The sequence below is a fragment of the Vibrio scophthalmi genome (assembly GCF_040869025.1).
Classification (GTDB): domain Bacteria; phylum Pseudomonadota; class Gammaproteobacteria; order Enterobacterales; family Vibrionaceae; genus Vibrio; species Vibrio scophthalmi.
This window is the reverse complement of the sequence record NZ_CP134271.1, coordinates 1,687,202-1,705,734: the sequence shown is the minus strand read 5'-3', so window position 1 is coordinate 1,705,734 and position 18,533 is coordinate 1,687,202. Positions and strand designations below refer to the sequence as shown.

17 protein-coding genes are annotated in these 18,533 nt (G+C 46.5%); 4 read left to right on the top strand and 13 right to left on the bottom strand.

Translation table 11 applies throughout. The features are described from left to right. Positions 1 to 13 precede the first annotated feature (13 nt). The 12 genes from trpS to pilM all read right to left on the bottom strand — a co-directional run bounded on the left by trpS (position 14) and on the right by pilM (position 11,418). Positions 14 to 1,030: a tryptophan--tRNA ligase gene (gene trpS / locus RJD38_RS07770; protein WP_005597165.1), complete on the bottom strand. Its 1,017-nt coding sequence runs from the start codon at positions 1,028 to 1,030 to the stop codon at positions 14 to 16. A gap of 116 nt (positions 1,031 to 1,146) precedes the next feature. Then, the gene (locus tag RJD38_RS07765) at positions 1,147 to 1,827 is read right to left on the bottom strand and encodes a phosphoglycolate phosphatase (protein ID WP_065429739.1); all 681 of its coding nucleotides are present in this window, start codon (positions 1,825 to 1,827) and stop codon (positions 1,147 to 1,149) included. A gap of 25 nt (positions 1,828 to 1,852) precedes the next feature. Continuing rightward, positions 1,853 to 2,524 carry a ribulose-phosphate 3-epimerase gene (rpe, locus tag RJD38_RS07760; protein ID WP_367971169.1) on the bottom strand — a complete coding sequence of 224 codons (672 nt, stop codon included), beginning with the start codon at positions 2,522 to 2,524 and terminating at the stop codon, positions 1,853 to 1,855. A 103-nt stretch (positions 2,525 to 2,627) separates the two neighbouring features. Further along, on the bottom strand, positions 2,628 to 3,482 hold the full coding sequence (locus RJD38_RS07755; protein ID WP_005597170.1) for a Dam family site-specific DNA-(adenine-N6)-methyltransferase: 855 nt from the start codon (positions 3,480 to 3,482) through the stop codon (positions 2,628 to 2,630). 124 nt (positions 3,483 to 3,606) lie between these two features. Further along, entirely contained in the window at positions 3,607 to 5,079 is a 1,473-nt protein-coding gene (locus RJD38_RS07750; protein ID WP_367971168.1) for an SPOR domain-containing protein, read from the bottom strand. Positions 5,080 to 5,174: 95 nt separating this feature from the next. Further along, positions 5,175 to 6,278: a 3-dehydroquinate synthase gene (aroB, locus tag RJD38_RS07745; RefSeq protein WP_367971167.1), complete on the bottom strand. Its 1,104-nt coding sequence runs from the start codon at positions 6,276 to 6,278 to the stop codon at positions 5,175 to 5,177. Between the two features lie 30 nt (positions 6,279 to 6,308). After that, positions 6,309 to 6,827 carry a shikimate kinase AroK gene (gene aroK, locus RJD38_RS07740; RefSeq protein WP_005597180.1) on the bottom strand — a complete coding sequence of 173 codons (519 nt, stop codon included), beginning with the start codon at positions 6,825 to 6,827 and terminating at the stop codon, positions 6,309 to 6,311. A gap of 164 nt (positions 6,828 to 6,991) precedes the next feature. Further along, positions 6,992 to 8,677 (bottom strand): type IV pilus secretin PilQ, encoded by a 1,686-nt coding sequence (locus RJD38_RS07735; RefSeq protein WP_367971446.1) that lies wholly within the window; start codon positions 8,675 to 8,677, stop codon positions 6,992 to 6,994. Between the two features lie 29 nt (positions 8,678 to 8,706). After that, positions 8,707 to 9,282 carry a pilus assembly protein PilP gene (locus tag RJD38_RS07730; RefSeq protein WP_367971166.1) on the bottom strand — a complete coding sequence of 192 codons (576 nt, stop codon included), beginning with the start codon at positions 9,280 to 9,282 and terminating at the stop codon, positions 8,707 to 8,709. Continuing rightward, a complete protein-coding gene (locus RJD38_RS07725) occupies positions 9,272 to 9,862 on the bottom strand; it encodes a type 4a pilus biogenesis protein PilO (protein WP_367971165.1) in 591 nt (196 codons plus the stop codon). The genes RJD38_RS07730 and RJD38_RS07725 overlap by 11 nt, the downstream gene beginning before the upstream one ends. Then, positions 9,855 to 10,457, bottom strand: coding sequence for a PilN domain-containing protein (locus RJD38_RS07720; protein ID WP_367971164.1), 603 nt, complete (start codon positions 10,455 to 10,457; stop codon positions 9,855 to 9,857). Before RJD38_RS07720 ends, RJD38_RS07725 begins: the two co-directional genes overlap by 8 nt. Further along, a complete protein-coding gene (gene pilM, locus RJD38_RS07715; RefSeq protein WP_367971163.1) occupies positions 10,447 to 11,418 on the bottom strand; it encodes a type IV pilus biogenesis protein PilM in 972 nt (323 codons plus the stop codon). Before pilM ends, RJD38_RS07720 begins: the two co-directional genes overlap by 11 nt. 142 nt (positions 11,419 to 11,560) lie before the next feature. On the opposite strand from pilM, the gene RJD38_RS07710 reads away from it, so the two are divergent. After that, on the top strand, positions 11,561 to 14,104 hold the full coding sequence (locus RJD38_RS07710) for a penicillin-binding protein 1A (RefSeq protein WP_367971162.1): 2,544 nt from the start codon (positions 11,561 to 11,563) through the stop codon (positions 14,102 to 14,104). A gap of 81 nt (positions 14,105 to 14,185) precedes the next feature. Here RJD38_RS07710 and oxyR read toward each other — a convergent pair whose 3' ends face one another. Then, positions 14,186 to 15,073 carry a DNA-binding transcriptional regulator OxyR gene (gene oxyR, locus RJD38_RS07705; protein ID WP_005595730.1) on the bottom strand — a complete coding sequence of 296 codons (888 nt, stop codon included), beginning with the start codon at positions 15,071 to 15,073 and terminating at the stop codon, positions 14,186 to 14,188. Positions 15,074 to 15,243: 170 nt separating this feature from the next. On the opposite strand from oxyR, the gene RJD38_RS07700 reads away from it, so the two are divergent. The 3 genes from RJD38_RS07700 to RJD38_RS07690 all read left to right on the top strand — a co-directional run bounded on the left by RJD38_RS07700 (position 15,244) and on the right by RJD38_RS07690 (position 18,343). Next, positions 15,244 to 15,972 (top strand): redoxin family protein, encoded by a 729-nt coding sequence (locus tag RJD38_RS07700; RefSeq protein WP_005595733.1) that lies wholly within the window; start codon positions 15,244 to 15,246, stop codon positions 15,970 to 15,972. Between the two features lie 227 nt (positions 15,973 to 16,199). Further along, positions 16,200 to 17,672 carry a dihydrolipoyl dehydrogenase gene (locus RJD38_RS07695; protein ID WP_009386407.1) on the top strand — a complete coding sequence of 491 codons (1,473 nt, stop codon included), beginning with the start codon at positions 16,200 to 16,202 and terminating at the stop codon, positions 17,670 to 17,672. A 422-nt stretch (positions 17,673 to 18,094) separates the two neighbouring features. Then, positions 18,095 to 18,343: a DUF3624 domain-containing protein gene (locus RJD38_RS07690; protein WP_367971161.1), complete on the top strand. Its 249-nt coding sequence runs from the start codon at positions 18,095 to 18,097 to the stop codon at positions 18,341 to 18,343. Positions 18,344 to 18,533: the final 190 nt, after the last annotated feature.

Below are 18,533 nucleotides of genomic sequence, written 5' to 3'. Positions count from 1 at the left end.
TTAATTGACCCGCTTATGGGCGAGTAACAAAACCTACCGCTTCATAAACTTTCTTCAATGTCACGGCTGCGCGAGCTGAGGCTTTTTCCGCACCTTGCTTCATCACTTGATCCATATAAGCACGGTCAGCACGAATACGGTGGTATTCTGCTTGAATAGGCTCAAGCATTGTCACCAAAGCTTCACCTACATCTTTCTTAAATGGGCCGTACATTTCTACGCCTTGGTACTTCGCTTCAATCTCAGCAAAGCTCATACCCGTTGCTGCCGAGTACAGACTCATTAGATTTGAGATACCCGCTTTGTTTTCCCAATCGCTGGCAATACGCGGTGGCGTTTCAGCATCCGTTTGCGCTTTGTTGATCTTCTTAATGATCGACTTAGGCTCTTCAAGCAAAGTAATAACGTTTTTACGGTTATCATCTGATTTAGACATCTTCTTCGTCGCATCTTGCAAGCTCATTACACGCGCATTCACTTGTGGAATGTACGGTTCTGGCACTTGGAAGATTGGCGCTTCTGGGCTGTAGATATTGTTGAAACGCGTCGCGATATCGCGAGCCAATTCTAAGTGCTGCTTCTGGTCATTGCCCACAGGGACTTGATGCGCGCCGTACAACAAAATATCGGCAGCCATTAGCACTGGGTAACCAAATAGGCCCGCATTCACATCGTTCGCGTAACGCGCTGACTTATCTTTAAACTGAGTCATACGGCTCAGTTCACCCATTTGGGTGTAGCAGTTAAGAAGCCAACCAAGTTGAGCATGCTCTGGTACATGTGACTGAACAAATAGCGTGCTCTTCTGTGGATCAACACCAACGGCAAGACAGATTGCTAATGCGTCTAGGGTTGCTTCGTGCAGTGCTTTCGGGTCTTGACGAACCGTAATCGCATGCAGGTCAACCACGCAGTATTGGCAATCGTAATCATCTTGCATCTGTTGCCATTGACGTAGAGCACCCAAGTAATTACCGATACTTAGTTCACCTGATGGTTGAACGCCACTCAATACGATGGGCTTGCTCATGGATGGATTCCTTTGAATTCTTAATTTAATAAAATAGAAAAAACCGTCCAGCCTTTAGCTGGACGGTTTTCTCAGTGTACTCATTGATAAGTATTTTGAAAGATCTTTTGTTGCGCTTAGGCAGAAACAGCGATCACTTCGAGTAATTCTGCGATGTTATCCGCGACAAAATCTGGCTCTGAGACTGAAATAGCTTCACCGTGATTGTAGCCATAAGTTAGACCGAACGAATGACAACCGGCGTTTTTCGCAGCTAAGATGTCATTTTTCGAATCGCCAACCATCAACATCTCACTTGGTGTACAGCCATGCTTCTCTAGCAACCAGTTTAATGCGACTGGATTTGGCTTACGCTCAGGAAATGCATCACCACCTAATACATCCGTGAAGTATTTGGCGATGTCGTGCTTAGCCAACACATCAGGGACAAACTTCGATGGCTTATTGGTGACTAGCGCCAAAATAAAGCCCGCTTGTTGTAACGCGGCTAAAGTCTCTTTTACTGCTGGGTAAAGGTGACTGAGCTTATGACCACTCTTATCATAGAAGTCATCAAATAACACACGCCCTTGTGCTAAGAGTTCAGGACTCAGCTCAGGGTTAATCGTCAAACTTTGGCTTAATGCACGACCAATTAAGATGTCTGCGCCATTGCCAACGTAGTCACGAACTTGCTCTTCGCTCACAGTAGAAAAACCCAGTGCTTGTACCGCTTGATCAGCAGCAACGGCAAGATCTGGTACGCTGTCTAACAAGGTGCCATCAAGATCAAAGGCAATCAGTTTTAACTCTTTCAATGCTCTATCCTACTACTCAGCTTACTTATTTCGCTTTAGCGAGTTCTGCGCGCATTTCATCGATCACTTGCTTGTAGTCTGGCTGGCTGAAAATAGCCGAACCTGCCACAAACATATCTGCACCGGCTTCTGCGATTTCGCGGATATTATCCACCTTCACGCCACCGTCGATTTCTAGACGAATATCGCGACCTGATTCATCAATCATTTTGCGCACAGCGCGTAATTTATCCAAGGTATTTGGAATGAATGATTGACCACCGAAGCCCGGATTTACTGACATCAATAAGATCATATCCACCTTATCCATGATGTATTCGAGGTGTACCAGTGGCGTTGCTGGATTGAGAACCACGCCTGCTTTACAGCCGTGTTCTTTGATCAGTTGTAGGGTGCGATCAACGTGATCTGAAGCTTCAATATGAAAGGTGATCATGCTCGCGCCGGCTTTAGCAAAGTCAGGTACGATGCTATCAACCGGTTTCACCATCAGGTGTACATCGATTGGGGCTGTAATACCGTAGTCACGCAGGGCTTTACACACAGGCGCGCCAAAAGTCAGGTTTGGCACATAGTGGTTGTCCATAACATCGAAGTGCACAACATCAGCACCGGCGGCGAGAACTTTCTCTACGTCTTCACCAAGACGAGCAAAATCTGCAGACAGAATCGACGGAGCGATAAGGAAATCTTTCATACCTGACCTCTATAATAATTAGCATCATTGCGTAAATTTGGCGCAATTCTACCGAAGCGATCAGGCAGATGATAGAGGTATTAACAGAAATGTGTGCTTGGGCTTATTCGCCGTTGTGACCGGTTTCGGTTTCACACGGGTTCTCAGCACGGAATAAAGCGAGCAGCTCATCGACTTTATTGCGACCGGCACCATTGCGGCTGATGGTGCGTTTAACCTTCACCACATTCAATTCAGCGCCATGATAGAGACGACGAGTTAAGGTCGTATCATGGTTAGAAATGAGAACCGGAATACCGCGTTGTTTTGCCGCCGTTTCAGCAACATTGGCCAGCGCAGCTTGATCGTCTAACGAAAAACCATTGCCTGCATACGAGGTAAAGTTTGCCGTGGTTGAAAGTGGCGCATAAGGAGGATCACAATAAACCACGCTGCCTTTACGCGCGCGTTTAAAAGTCTCTTGGTAGCCTTCACAAACAAAAGTCGCTTTTTTCGCTTTCTCTGCGAAAAATTCCAACTCTTTTTCTGGGAAGTACGGTTTTTTGTACGAACCAAATGGCACGTTGAAGCCGCCTTTTTTGTTGTAACGGCATAAGCCATTAAAACCAAAACGGTTCATATAGAGAAAAGCGAGTGAGCGATACATCACGTCATCAGTTTGGTTAAACTGTGCGCGTACATCTAAGTAAAATTCTTTGCGGTTGTTTTCGGCAATAAACCAACGTTTCGCTTCGCTGATATAATCTTCTGGGCTTTCTTTGAGAAGATTGTAGAGATTGATCAAATCAGGATTGATGTCCGCGAGCAGATATTGATCATAGTCGGTATTGAGAAAAACCGAACCTGCACCAACAAACGGTTCTACCAACTTGCGTGCTTCAGGCAGATGACGCTGAATGTCTTCAACTAATCCGTATTTTCCACCAGCCCATTTAAGGAAGGCACGCTGCTTTTTCATTGACTGCTCTATTTATCAACCACAAATTAAGGGTGCGGAATGTAACATATTTCACGCCATACCCAAAGCGATTGGCGTACTCAATTCGGCTGAGTGAGCAGAAAGCGACTCAGCCTATCTCGAACTAGTTAGTACGAGCGATTTCACGCTGAACTTGATTGAGCGATTTCGCCCAAGGACTCAGTTTTTGTAGTGCCTCAGGCAATTGTACTACCGCATCACGCGCTAGTTGGATGGTTGGGAAATTATCATAAGTAATGATATACCACTCAACGCCGCTGCGTAGTGCTGGGTAAACATACACCTTGTCATCCAGATCGTAACGATTCAGAAAATTTTGCGCTTCCGCTAAGTTATTCACCGCGGCCAATTGCAAAGTATAGCTACGCGGAGAAAAGCTGTTTAATTCATCTTTAGCGAAAGAGAAACTGATCTGTGCAGGTGCTTCGCTCACCACGGGCACTTCCGCACGCGAGTCATCAACCACTTGTTCAATATTGCTGGTGTCCACTTGCTCAGATTCACTCTCTATCAGCGCATCGACGACTTCAGAGGTGATCACAACACGCTGAGAGTTATCTTCAATCACACCAACGCTTTCTGGCATGTCGACCACTTCCGGAGGTAAAGCCGCTGAGTCATCTTCGGCGCCAGAAAAGGCAGGATCAACGCTCAGCTCAGACTCCGTTTCATCGCGGTTATCCGCGGCGACACTTTCGTCGGCATCACTCACTGTTGCATCCGGTTGATTAATGGTTGGAATCACCGTTTGTTCAAGTTGGCTGGTGATTTTCTCTGCTGTCTCACCCGGGGTTGGCTGACTCATCATCCACCAATAGCCGCCAGAAATCAGCGCTAATAACACCAACACCACTAAAGCGATATTAAATGGAGAGCCCACAATTGAGCGAACTATAATCCGTTTTTCCACTTTCTGTTCCCCTAATGCCATAATCACGCCCGGACGACGAGCAGCAGTGCGATATGCATTACGCACGCGTCTTTCCATGTCATCTTCGACAAATCGAACCACCAACTGTTCAAAAAACCGCCCCGCTTCTTGTGAAATGAGCGGCTCGATGTCTAAATCAACCGGCTGAAATTCTTGGCCACGACTCAGACGAGTTAACACGCTATCTAATCGCTTTGGCTCTGCAAAGAGGATGATATTAAGAGTCCAACGACTCTGGTGCTGGGCTTGCAATGCCAGTAGCCATAACTCCGAGACCAATGTCTCACTGAGTAGATGGGCGTTATCAACCACAATCACGACATCACACGGCTCGTGCGCCATGCAACGACTAAAACTTTCCGCTAAGTTATCAGCGGGATTAAATAACGGTTCAGACAAAACCTGCGTCAGTATCGTCGTTCGATGCTGTTCATCATTTTGATTGGGGTGACACATCAATAACGCTTGGTTTTTATCATCAGCCCACGCTTCGAGATAGCGCTGAGCTAACCATGTTTTACCAGCGCCACTTACGCCAGAAACACAGACAAAATTAGAGTTAAAATGCGTCAGCAATTGCAAACGCTCCAATAACTCAATTTGGCTATCGAGTTCCAGAACTCTGGATTGATGTGTAAAACTCATACCCTACCTAAACCGTTAGATCGATATTACTCAGTCACACGAGAGGCGATCTAACTCGTTCGTCATTTCGCCTATCGCCTCACTTTATATCGTCATTAAATACCACGACCAAAATCGATGGCTTGCTCAATGATGGTTTCCGGAACGCCTTTGACGACCTCGGCACTGCCAACACTGGTTGGCAATACCAGACGAAGCTCACCAGCGAGCACTTTTTTATCGCGCATCATATGCTTAATAAAATCGTCAAACGACATACTTTCTGGAGTGTGCACGGGTAATTTGGCTTGTTGCAATAGAGCGACAATGCGCTCTAACTGCTCTTGGCTGATCAGCCCTTGCAATTGCGCCGTTTTCGCCGCCATCACAGTGCCAGACGATACCGCTTCACCATGTAACCAATTACCATACCCCAGTTCAGCTTCAATCGCATGACCAAAAGTATGACCTAGGTTCAGCAACGCACGAATTCCAGATTCTTTCTCATCTTGCGCGACAACTTCGGCTTTAATTTGGCAACAACGAGCGATCGCATAGCTTAAAGCTTGCTCATCTAAGGCGTACAATTTGTCGAGGTTGCTCTCTAGCCAAGCAAAAAATTCGCCATCATAAATGATGCCGTACTTGATGACTTCTGCCATACCGGCGGCAAATTCACGTTCTGGTAATGTGCGTAAACAATCAGTATCAATCACCACCGCTTTTGGTTGGTAAAAGGCACCAATCATGTTCTTACCCAACGGGTGATTTACTGCTGTTTTGCCACCGACTGACGAATCAACCTGAGAAAGTAAGGTGGTTGGAATTTGAATAAAATCCACGCCTCGTTGGTAGCATGAAGCCGCAAAGCCGACTAAGTCACCAATCACACCACCACCTAAAGCAACGATAACCACATCTCGGCTGTAATTCCCTTCCAGCAGATAGCTCATTACGGTGTTGAATGTATCGAGAGTTTTGTATTGCTCACCGTCAGGCAGTTCAAGTAGAGACACTTGGCAACCTTGCAGTTCAAGCAAAGAGAGGATTTTATTGGCGTATAGAGGGGCTACCGTGACATTACTGATCACCACGACTTTTTGTTTTGCCGAACTATTTACGCAAGAAAGAAAAGAAAGGTGGGCCGGATCATTGAATAATCCGGCACCAATTGAGATTGGATAGCTACGTTCATCTAAGCTGACCGTAATCCGTTCCATGGGTATGCTCCAATTTGAGTTAAGTGGTTCTTAACTCTCTTCTAGCATTTTTACGATCTGATTGGCTACCACTTTTGCACTTTGATCATCCGTACGTACAGTGTAATCCGCAATTTCATCGTATAGTGGGTTACGTTCACCGGCTAATGCTTCTAGCACCTCACGAGGGCTGTCAGTCTGTAGCAGAGGACGTTTCTTGTCACGGTTTGTACGTGCAAGTTGTTTTTCAATAGTTGTTTCTAGGTAAACAACGATACCGCGAGCAGAAAGACGGTTACGGTTTTCTTTACTCATGATCGAACCACCACCTGTTGCAAGTACGATGCCTTGCTCTTCGGTTAGGTCGTTAATCACTTTCTCTTCACGATCGCGGAAGCCAGCTTCGCCTTCTACGTCGAATACCCATGCGATATCGGCACCAGTGCGTTCTTCAATAACAGTATCTGAATCAACAAACTCCATATGAAGTTGTTGAGCAAGGTGTCTACCAATTGTACTTTTGCCGGCGCCCATCGGGCCAACAAGGAAAATATTGCGTTTCTCAGCCATGTTTAGCAGTAATTTACAACGTTAATTCAATGACATCGCCACAAGAAGGGCCAGGAAGTTCCTGACATTGAAGATGCTTGTGGCACCGATTCCTCACCGATAATTCGTGATAAGACCCGAAATTATCAGGGTAAGGAGGATCTAATGCAAATTTATTTTTCCAATTACTGCATAACAACTTTGGGAGTGACGAAAATCAGCAGCTCACTTTTGCCCATTCGTTGGTAGCTACGACGAAACAGCGCGCCTAAATATGGGATGTCACCAAGCAGAGGAACTTTATCGACAGTATCGGTCACACTGTGTTGATATATCCCGCCCAGCACGATGGTCTCCCCGTTATCAACTAATACTTGTGTACCAATACGTTGAGTATTAATCGACACCGCCTCTCCCGTACCTACTTTGACCACTTCGCCCGGTCGATCTTGGGTCACACTCAAATCGAGAATCAAGCGGTTATCTGGCGTAATTTGTGGTGTGACTTTTAAACTCAACACCGCTTTTTTAAATGAAACACTGCTGGCACCACTTGAGGTGGATTCAAGGAAAGGAATATCCGTGCCCTGCTCAATATAGGCTGGTTTTTTATTGGTGGTGATCAAGCGTGGGCTCGAAATGACCTCTGCTTTCGATTCACTTTGCAGTGCCGACAGTTCTAAATCCAACAAGGTTGAGGAGCCTAACTTAGCCACTTGGAACGCAAGACTGGATGAATGACCCGCGGTGGCGGCTAAATTAACATTGAGAAAGTCATCAATGTTATCCCCTGGCGATAACAGACCATCCGAGTCTCGCTGATTGAGATTGCCCTCTAGCGTAGCGCCAAGGTTGCCGGTGGTTGAATTTAAGCTCCAACGCACCCCAAGCTCATCCAAACTGCCTTGGTTTACCGTGACAATGCGCGCTTCTATCTGTACTTGCTTAACTGGGACATCAAGCGAACTCACCACGCTGCGAACCATCTCAATATGGCTTGGCAAATCGCGAATGAGTAACGCATTGGTGCGCTCATCAACGGTAATCGAACCGCGATCAGACAGCATACTGATGGCGCCACCGCCGCCAATCATCTCTGCAATGTCACTGGCATTAGCAAAATTGACGGCAATGATGTCAGAATGCAACTCGCTTAATTGCTCTGCTATACGGGCATTCTCTAATCGTTGCTGCTCGCGCAGATCGAATTCTGCTTTTGGTGCCACCAGAACGACATTACCTTCGATTCGTTTATCTAACCCTTTAACTTGCAAGATAATGTCTAGCACTTGTGGCCACGGCACATCATCCAGTCGCAAGGTGAGATTGCCAGTCACCGCATCTGATACGACTAAATTAAAATCATTATATTCAGCAATCAACTGCAAGACATTGCGCACCGAAATGTCTTGAAAATTAATCGCGATCTTATTGGCAGAGGCTTTGCTCAACATACTCACATCGTGTTTTTCCTCGCTTTCAGCCTCGGTGAACACTAACTCTAACAAACCTCCATCAAGAGTATGCTGATAAGCAAAGCGGCCCTCAATTTGAATGTGCACCCGCACGCGGTCGTCCAAGCGAAACACCTCCATGGTTTGAACATTGTTGCCGAAGTCAGCCACATCAAAGCGTGATAAAAGCGCATCATCAACCGAGGTATCAAACAGCTCTATCACCAAACCTTGTGACTCCTCCTGAATATCCAACGCGAGTTGATCGCTGCTAAGCTGCAACATCACTTTGCCGCGGTTCGTGTCATCCAAACGAAAATCAACCGAAAGCAGTTGATTGCTCATCGACCAAGCTTGGGGCTGCGCCGTGAGCAGGGCAACGATAACAACGCAGATAACCTGTAAGCATCTCATCATCTTTTGATTAGTCACCTTCCATCCTTGAATCATTTATTCTTCTCAATATCTAAGCTGGGTTGCTGTAACACCAGTTTGACCTCACGCCGCTTCCAGCAGCCCAATCCATCAGGCAAGCTTTCGTTGATTTCAATCTGTGTGGCGGAGACTCTCATCACGCGACCATAGTTGACGCCCACAGGCTGCCCTTCGGCGACGGCGATAACCTTACCATTCGGGGTTTGCAGCAGAGCGGTGTATTGAGCATCACGACTGATCATGCCTTTGAGATGCAATTGTTCCAGAGGATAACGCTGCAACTCATGCTGAATCGTTATTGCTTTCGGCTGCCAACACGCTTTTAACGACAAGGGTGATTCGGCCAACAAAGCGATGGGAGGCAAACTAAAGGGATCGCGTGAGGAATAGGCGTGATAGACGACAAACGACTCTTCAATATGGCTCTTTGGCAGATTGAGTGGTTTCACTTTCCAAGCTTCGCCATCAACATCAGGTGGTGGTGATTGAATCGGCTCGCGTAAATGTTCTAAAGAGGCTTGATGCGCTCGGCAACCCACTAATAACAGAGTGCTGATCACCGCTATTCGCCAGAGGTTAGTTTTCATCATTCACCGGCAACGTTAATTGGTAGCTAAAAGCACGCGCTCGCAAATGCAACTTTTGGCTAGTCGGACTGACCCGCTGCCAACTCACATCGACGACATTGATCATCGGAGATAACGCCGCAATTGCCTGTGAAAAACGGCCGATATCGTGATAGCCCCCGGTAAGTTCAAACTCAAGAGGCAGGCGAACATAGAAGGCCTGAGACTCTTGTTTGCCCCAATCAATGCGACTGAATGTGAGATTGTTTTGCAAACCTTGCTCATTGACTGCCGCCAACATCGTGGCTAATTCGTTCTCTTGCACAAACTGGTGAGTCAGATCGGCATAGCGCTGTGACACCTCATCGTACTGAGACAATAAATGAGGCTTGCTCGCTAATTGGCTCACTTTGCTCTGGATACTTTTCAATCCGCTCTGCTCTTGCTGTTTAAGCTGTGTCAGTTGCAACATCTCGCCTTTAATAGACCACCAATAACCGCCTACTTGAAGTACGGCGATCAGCGTCAGCAGCAATAACAGTTGCACCGAGAGCGGCCATTGAAGCAACTCTTCAATGTCCAATTCGCGATAATCAATCATACTTGCCCCCGTTAAGCATATGGCTGCTGCGTTGCGATGGCGTATCAAGTTGCGGAGTAAAAGAAAAAGAGACATGAAAGGTCTGAAATTTTTGGCCGAAACGTCGCTTGTCATGCACGATCGAATGCATTTCCACCTCACTCAGTTCAATGGCCTGCTCTAAGCGGTTAAGCATGGTGGCCAAATGCGAGGTGGTTTCACTGATGCCACTCATCACCACTTTTTGCCCAGAAATAGAAACGTGATCAGCATAGACCCCTTCGGGAATCAACGGCGGTAACACATTCATCAACCGAGTCATTTTACTGCGCTGCATTTGCAGTGATTCAATAACGCTCAACCGGCCAAGAATCATTTCATGTCGCTGCTCAAGCGTCTGCCATTGGCTTAAGCGGGCATCCAATTGCTGGCTGTAGCGCTGTAATAAATCCAAACGCCGTTGCTGCTCGGTTTGTTGTTCGGTGAGAGACCAACTCAACGAATATTGAATTAAGCCACTGACCAGCACACTCAGCCCCAACAGAATGAGAAAGCGTTGAGCGTGATCGCGGCGGCGCTGCTCTCGCCACGGCAACAAATTAATACTAGCAAGCATGGTTTTTCTCCTGCCAATCTCGGCCAAGGAGTGCTAAACCAACCGCAGCAGCAAAACAGTAGCCTGGCGCGGTTAGCGTCGATGACATTGGTAGCGTTTTTACTGGTTCGTGGTCTGCTGAAAATAAGGCCAAAGGGTCGAGCAATTCACACGCTAGATTCAATCGATGTGACAACGATTCTGCTAGCCCTTGTTTGTTTGCGCCCCCACCCGTGAGCCAAATCCCTGCCAAATTGGCGGCGCTCATCGCGCCAATCAAGGGGAAATGACGCTCAATACGCTCGATAAATTGCTCAAAAAATTCAGCGCCCGTTGCAGTACCGATCGGCAATATTTTGGTCAATGGTAATGGCGCGACAAGATCCATCACCATAATGCAATGAGTGTGGCCGACATCGATCATCAACCAATGATCTCGTTGAGTTCGTTGTGATGCAGCTTGCCATAACCTTACTAAGCTGTGCGCATGTACCTCAAATAACACTGGCCGTAAGCCCGCCTTACTGCAGATACGCTGACGGTTCTCAACCAGTTCTTTTTTTGTCGCATACACTTGTATCAAGTGCGAAGGATGGGATTCTTTTTCAGCGTTTAATTGGCAATAGTCGAGAGAGAGCTCATCGAGCTCCAAAGGTGACTGGTGAGAAAAAGCCTCGATGATGGCATAATCCCTTTCTTGAGGAGATAAGCCTTTATCGATATGCACCTGTTTGGCAATGACCGCATTGTCAGGTAGCGACAATGCAACTTTATGACTAAAAAGCGGTAAAGACTTCCTTAGTTCTTTTAGTTTATTTACAATTTCCTGATAACTTAATAGGTGGTTATCGGAGAAAATACTCTGCTCCACTGTCAACTCTCGATAAGCCGAGAGCGTGAGAGTACCTTTTACTGGCTTGAGAACGACGGCTTTAATGCTGTAGTGACCGATATCAATGCCAGTGATAAATGAAAAACTCATTTCGCTGTGCTCCAAGTGTCGGTTCAATGTGCGTAAACAGCATATGCACCGACACTTGGAGCACAAAATAAACGCAGGCTAAATTGTTAGCTAAGGTTACTAGGCAAGGGTCTAGTTAGCCCAATCAATCAGGGAATATCCGGTGAAGTTCATAAAGCGATTGCTCATTTTCACATTGGTTTGCATGATTCTTGGAGTGGGAACAATTTTCGGTTTCTACCTTTACGTGAAGCCAGAGCTACCAGATGTAGCGACTTTACGAGACGTGAAACTGCAAACGCCAATGCAAGTGTACAGTCAAGACGGCAAACTGATTTCTCAGTTTGGTGAAAAGCGTCGTATCCCAGTCAAATATGATGAGATCCCACCTCACTTGGTGGAAGCTCTTATCGCGACCGAAGATAGCCGTTTCTACGACCATCCTGGTATTGACCCAATTGGTATCACGCGTGCCGCTATCGTGGTTATGATGTCAGGCTCTGCCAAGCAAGGTGCGAGCACCATTACTCAGCAGCTCGCACGTAACTTCTTCTTGTCTAACGAGAAGAAAATCATGCGTAAGATTAAAGAGATCTTTATTGCGATTCACATTGAGCAATTGCTGACTAAGCAAGAGATCATGGAGCTGTATGTCAATAAGATCTTCTTAGGTCACCGTTCATACGGCTTTGGCGCTGCTGCTCGTGTCTATTTCGGTAAAGATCTTAAAGATCTGACTCTAAGTGAGATTGCGACATTAGCGGGCATGCCAAAAGCACCATCAACCATGAACCCTATTTATTCCGTTGAGCGTGCAACCAACCGTCGTAACGTGGTTCTGATGCGCATGTTGGAAGAGAAATACATCACTCAAGAAGAGTATGACCAGGCACGCTCAGAAACGATTCTATCGCGCTACCATGGTGCAGAAATTGAGTTAAGCGCGCCATATGTGGCCGAGCTTGCACGTGCATGGATGGTTGAACGCTACGGTGAAGAGGCTTACACCTCGGGTATGAACGTTTATACCACCGTCAATTCAAAGCTACAAAATGCCGCTAATACCGCTGCAATCAACAACCTGTTCTCCTACGATGAGCGTCATGGCTATCGCGGTGCAGAAAAAGTGTTGTGGAAACCAGATGCAACGCCAATGTCACTGGCAGAGATCGAGAAAACGCTGAAAAACGTCCCTACCTACGGTGAACTGATCCCGGCAGTTGTCACTAAGGTGGAAGGCAAAACAGCGACTGTCGTGATCAAACGTGAAAGCGAAACCACTCTAGCTTGGGATGGTTTAAAGTGGGCGCGTCAATTCCGAACTGACGAACGCCAAGGTGCTGCGCCAAATAAAGCCAGCGATATTCTGGCCGCAGGCGAGCAAATCTGGGTACGTGAAATCGAAACTCAGCAAGAAAAAGGCGATGTGGTTTACCATTGGCAACTAAGCCAAGTGCCAAATGCAAACACCGCGTTTATTGCCATGAACCCTGAAGATGGTGCGGTACTTTCGTTAGTAGGTGGCTTTAACTTCGTCCACAACAAATTTAACCGTGCGACCATGTCTGTCCGTCAGGTTGGTTCAAGTATCAAACCATTCATCTACTCTGCAGCAATTGATAAGGGTCTAACTCTAGCAACCCTGATCAACGACGCACCGATCAACCAGTGGGATAAGAGCCAAGGCACCGCGTGGCGTCCAAAGAACTCACCACCAACTTACGTGGGCCCTACTCGTTTACGTGTTGGTCTCGCACAGTCGAAAAACGTTATGGCCGTTCGTGTCTTACGTGAAGTGGGCTTAGACGAAACGCGCCAATACCTCACTCGTTTTGGTTTTGATATTAATGAAGTTCCGCGTTCTGAAACGATTGCATTGGGTGCGGGTAGCTTAACACCAATGAAGATGGCACAAGGCTACTCGGTATTTGCCAATGGTGGTTACTACGTAGAACCTTTCTACATTGATCATATTGCTGGCCCATACGGTGATATCGAATACCAAGCAACACCAAAACAGATTTGTCAGCAAGATTGTCCTGAAATCAACCCAACGGCGAATGATTTCAATGAGCAAGATATTGCGCTGGAAACTGAGCTAGATGCTAACGGTGAGGCGGTGGCGCAAGAGCCACAATATGCACCACAAGTGATCTCTGAACAGTCGGCATTCTTAGTACGTGAAATGATGTACAGCAATATTTGGGGTGGCGGCAACTGGCGCGAAGGCACTGGCTGGAACGGGACTGGTTGGCGCGGTCAAAAATTGGAACGTCGCGATATTGGTGGTAAAACCGGTACCACAAACGATTCCAAAGATGCATGGTACAACGGTTATGGCCCTGGTGTGGTTGCTGTCGCTTGGGTTGGTTTTGATGATCATAGCCGCAAGCTAGGCCGCACCACTCGCAACGCGAATCTAGGCAAAGACCAGATCACCGGTGCTGAAGCGGGTGCGAAAACGGCACAACCTGCGTGGATTGATTTTATGCGCACAGCGCTCTCTCTCTCTCCTGAGAAAGAAAAAGCCATTCCAGAAGGGATTGTACGTATTCGTATCGACCGCGACTCAGGCCTACTCACCAACAAATTTGATGGCAGTTCAATGTTTGAATACTTCCGCGAAGGCCACCAGCCTACGGAGTATGTCTCTGAAGAACTCACCGACACCATCTACACCAGTGATGAAAGTGAAGGGTTATTCTAAGCTGCACTTCACTGGCTAAGTAGCGATAAACAAAAAGGCTGACGATATTTCGTCAGCCTTTTTTTATCTACTCATAAGGTGCTATAGGCACAGTTTTTCTTTAATTGTCGCCGCCAATTGCTCAAAGCGCGCTTTAAATGGCGAACCTGCACGGTAAGCCACTACAATGCTGCGCGTCGGCTCGGGATTGACTGCACGCACGTAGCAGACGCCATCTTTCTGTTTTTCTTTCGGTGTCGCTAATTGTGGCAGCAACGTAATACCGCCACCTGCGGCCACCATATTACGCAGGGTTTCTAGACTGGTCGCTTTGAAGCGTTCGTCATCTTTCGCCCCTGCGGCAAAGCAAAAACCCAATGCTTGATCGCGTAAGCAGTGGCCATCACCCAAAGCCAAAACCGTGCGACCATTGAGCTCTAGCATATCGATTTCATCAAGTTGTGCCCATTCGTGATCACAAGGCACCGCCACACTCAGTGGTTCACTGTACACTTCAATCTCTTTGAATTGCGCCGTCTCTGCAACCGAAGCCAAGACCAAACAATCCAACTTACCTTCTTCTAACTGACGCACCAATTGCTGTGTTTGCGCTTCATGCAGGTAAAGTTCCAGTTCTGGAAACTGCTCTTTTAAGGTTGGCACGATACGCGGCAGAATATACGGCCCAACGGTAGGAATAAAACCAATGTGCATTGGGCCAGTCATTGCACCACTTTGATCGCTGGCCATATCTCGAAATAATTTTATCTCGCTGAGAATTTTTTTGGCTTGCTCGACCAATTGCAATCCGGCATCGGTGAACAATACTCTACGACTGCTACGCTCTAGTAGGGTCGTACCTAACTCGTCTTCTAGCTTACGAATTTGCCCGCTCAAGGTAGGCTGGCTCACATAGCAAGCCTCGGCGGCTTTGCGGAAATGCTTATGTTGAGCCAATGCAACAAGGTACTCAAAATCACGAATATTCATTATCTAAATCCCGTACAAATAGATTTAATAGGAATTAACTATCAAAACCATAGCATTAAACGATTAGATCTATCAAAAGTTTTTTATAATAATGGGCTCAACAAAACGAAACAGAGCGGCAAAAAAGATTAAGCTCTGAACCGAATTATCCAATTATTAAGGAAACAATTATGTTTGCATCTAAAGAAGGTCAAGCGGTACCACAAGTTACTTTCCCAACTCGCCAAGGTGATGCATGGGTTAACGTAACCACTGACGAACTATTCAAAAACAAAACGGTAATCGTATTTAGCTTACCAGGTGCATTTACACCAACGTGTTCTTCAAGCCACTTACCTCGTTACAACGAGCTTTACTCTGTATTCAAAGAGAACGGCGTAGATGACATTCTATGTGTATCAGTAAACGACACGTTTGTAATGAACGCATGGAAAGCTGACCAAGAAGCGGAAAACATCACTTTCATCCCAGATGGTAATGGCGATTTCACAGACGGCATGGGTATGCTAGTTGATAAAAACGACCTAGGTTTTGGTAAACGTTCATGGCGCTACAGCATGCTGGTTAAAAACGGCGTGGTAGAAAAAATGTTTATCGAAGAAGACGTACCAGGCGACCCGTTCAAAGTTTCTGATGCTGACACAATGTTGAACTACATTGCACCTGAGCACAAAGAGCAAGAGTCAATCACGGTATTTACTAAACCTGGCTGTCCTTTCTGTATGAAAGCGAAACAGAACCTGATTGATAAAGGTCTGAACTATGAAGAAGTGGTACTAGGTAAAGACGCTACAACAGTAAGTCTACGTGCTATCTCTGGTCGCACGACGGTTCCTCAAGTCTTCATCGGTGGTAAACACATCGGTGGTAGCGAAGAGCTAGAAACATACCTAGGCTAATCTCTTAGTCTGATAGGCAAGTCATCACCAACGATGATTGGCCTATCATTATCCCAGACCTCAATGGTCTGGGATTTACTCCCAACAAACCTGAATTCCAATCTAGATAAGTAGCAATCCTTATCGAAGGGTCTCTATTTATCTAGATTTAATGAAATAGATTAACGAAATAAATTTCTCTCTAATCGGTTCAACTATCGGTAGAGAACTAAATGCGAGAATCCATTATGAAACAATTAACTGTTGATGTTGCCGTTATCGGCGGTGGTACGGCCGGTCTTGGTGCTTATCGTGCAGCGAAAGCACATACTGATAGCGTAGTCATGATTGAAGGTGGCCCTTACGGCACAACTTGCGCACGTGTGGGTTGCATGCCATCAAAGCTGCTGATTGCGGCTGCTGAAAGTGTTCACCAGATCGAAAAAGCGCCGGGCTTTGGTATTCATCCTCAAGGCGAAATCATCATCAATGGTCGTGAAGTAATGGACCGAGTTAAACGCGAACGTGACCGCTTTGTTGGTTTTGTGCTTGAAGGGGTGGATGAGATCCCAGCACAAGATAAAGTGGCAGGCTTTGCTAAATTTATCGACAACAACACGCTCATGGTTGATGACCACACCATCATTAAAGCAGACCGCATTGTGATTGCGACAGGCTCTCGCCCTGCTTACCCTGCGGTTTGGAATGAGCTTGGTGATCGCCTTGTGATTAACGATGACGTATTTGATTGGGATGATCTGCCAGAATCAGTGGCGGTATTTGGCCCTGGCGTGATCGGTCTTGAACTAGGCCAAGCGCTGCACCGCTTAGGCGTAAAAGTGAAAGTCTTTGGCCTTGGTGGTCAAGTCGGTCCGCTGACGGATCCAGAAGTGATGGCTTACGCAACCAAAGCGTTCCAAGAAGAATTCTATCTTGATCCAAACGTGCAAGTAGAAAGCATGAAACGCATTGCGGCAACCAATGAAAGCGAAGCAGACAAGGTTGAAATTCAATTTATCAATCATGCTGGAGAGCTCGAAACCTTCGTGGTTGATTATGTGTTGGCGGCAACGGGTCGTCGTCCAAATGTCGATAAGCTGGATATTGAAAAGACCTCGCTTGAGTTAGATGAGCGTGGCGTGCCAACGGCGGATTACTACACACTGCAAACATCAGTGAAGAGCATCTTTATTGCGGGTGACGCGAGCAACCAGATTCCACTATTGCATGAAGCGGCTGACCAAGCGCGAATTGCTGGTGACAATGCTGGTCGCTTCCCTGATATGCGAGCAGGTCTGCGCCGCTCAGTGATTTCAGCGGTTTTCTCTGACCCGCAAATTGCGATGGTCGGTGAAACGCGTAAGCAAATCGAAGCTCGCCTAGGCACTTGTGGTTGTTTCGCTATTGGTGAAGTCTCATTTGAGAACCAAGGTCGTTCACGCGTTATGCTACGTAACAAAGGCTTACTGCATGTTTATGGTGAGCAAGGTACAGGTCGCTTCCTTGGTGCCGAGATGATGGGACCAAATGCTGAGCACTTAGCGCACCTATTAGCATGGGCGCACCAGAACAAAATGACGGTATCAGAAATGCTCGATATGCCTTTCTACCATCCAGTGATTGAAGAAGGGGTTCGTACTGCACTACGTGACCTAAACGCAAAACTAAATCTAGGTCCAGAGATGATCAAGCACTGCCTAGATTGTGGCCCTGGCTGTTAATCATAACGCCTTCTCGCTACAAAACATCGGGAATAAAACATCGAGAATAAAAAAAGCCTCGTAATTGCGAGGCTTTGTTTTATCTAGTATCAATGCGTGAGCATTAATGCATGGCATGCAAGCTAACAGTCACGATGGCCGTTGCACCAATCACAAACCAGATTGACCCCATCACTAAGGCGGCTTTTAATTCTGTCGTCACTTTACTTCTCCTCACCTTGTCTCGCTAATTTGCGAGCAAAGCTTGTTTTGATTATTTTTACAGCAGTAAAGGTACACCAATGACGTGCTACGAATTTATCACCAAGATTACTTTTCATTTTTGATCATCACTGCATTGCATAAGCTGTGATTAGTCAAAAATGACCAGTTAGGACTACAATAGCGCCCTCCCCTTTTGATTTCGTAGGCGCTCAACCTCTATGGCTTGCTCATACTGCCAACAAAACTGGTTTTGGAAAAAAATTGGCCGCTGCATGCGCTGTGTTTACCAATTAACAGAGCTGTCGATCATCGCTAGCGCAATCTGGTGGCTAGCATTTAGAGATACGCCGAAAAGCATCGAATCTATCGCCTTGCTAGCCGCGATTGCGAGCTTTAGTGGCTTACTGATACTGCATTTTTGGATGCGCTGGGTGGTGATTCCTTTGCGATCGAACAAAAGAAAATAGTCTGTGATGACAAGGCATTAAATTATCAATTGAGCTAAGGGTTAGCAGGTTAACGACGCTGTGGCTTCAATTAGGCAGCAGCTTCTATTTAATACTCAAAAATTCCCCCCAAACTAATTGGAATCACAGCTAGGCAATCAAGTGAGAAAAGCCTCTGAGCATAGATCTACTATGTGATGAGGTTTTCGAA

Bases quoted from the DNA above. Each gene is read 5' to 3' on its own strand.
- trpS (WP_005597165.1), bottom strand. From the start codon at position 1,030: ATGAGCAAGCCCATCGTATTGAGTGGCGTTCAACCATCAGGTGAACTA.
- rpe (WP_367971169.1), bottom strand. From the start codon at position 2,524: ATGAAAGATTTCCTTATCGCTCCGTCGATTCTGTCTGCAGATTTTGCT.
- RJD38_RS07755 (WP_005597170.1), bottom strand. From the start codon at position 3,482: ATGAAAAAGCAGCGTGCCTTCCTTAAATGGGCTGGTGGAAAATACGGA.
- RJD38_RS07750 (WP_367971168.1), bottom strand. From the start codon at position 5,079: ATGAGTTTTACACATCAATCCAGAGTTCTGGAACTCGATAGCCAAATT.
- aroB (WP_367971167.1), bottom strand. From the start codon at position 6,278: ATGGAACGGATTACGGTCAGCTTAGATGAACGTAGCTATCCAATCTCA.
- aroK (WP_005597180.1), bottom strand. From the start codon at position 6,827: ATGGCTGAGAAACGCAATATTTTCCTTGTTGGCCCGATGGGCGCCGGC.
- RJD38_RS07735 (WP_367971446.1), bottom strand. From the start codon at position 8,677: ATGATGAGATGCTTACAGGTTATCTGCGTTGTTATCGTTGCCCTGCTC.
- RJD38_RS07730 (WP_367971166.1), bottom strand. From the start codon at position 9,282: ATGAAAACTAACCTCTGGCGAATAGCGGTGATCAGCACTCTGTTATTA.
- RJD38_RS07725 (WP_367971165.1), bottom strand. From the start codon at position 9,862: ATGATTGATTATCGCGAATTGGACATTGAAGAGTTGCTTCAATGGCCG.
- RJD38_RS07720 (WP_367971164.1), bottom strand. From the start codon at position 10,457: ATGCTTGCTAGTATTAATTTGTTGCCGTGGCGAGAGCAGCGCCGCCGC.
- pilM (WP_367971163.1), bottom strand. From the start codon at position 11,418: ATGAGTTTTTCATTTATCACTGGCATTGATATCGGTCACTACAGCATT.
- oxyR (WP_005595730.1), bottom strand. From the start codon at position 15,073: ATGAATATTCGTGATTTTGAGTACCTTGTTGCATTGGCTCAACATAAG.
- RJD38_RS07700 (WP_005595733.1), top strand. From the start codon at position 15,244: ATGTTTGCATCTAAAGAAGGTCAAGCGGTACCACAAGTTACTTTCCCA.
- RJD38_RS07695 (WP_009386407.1), top strand. From the start codon at position 16,200: ATGAAACAATTAACTGTTGATGTTGCCGTTATCGGCGGTGGTACGGCC.
- RJD38_RS07690 (WP_367971161.1), top strand. From the start codon at position 18,095: ATGGCTTGCTCATACTGCCAACAAAACTGGTTTTGGAAAAAAATTGGC.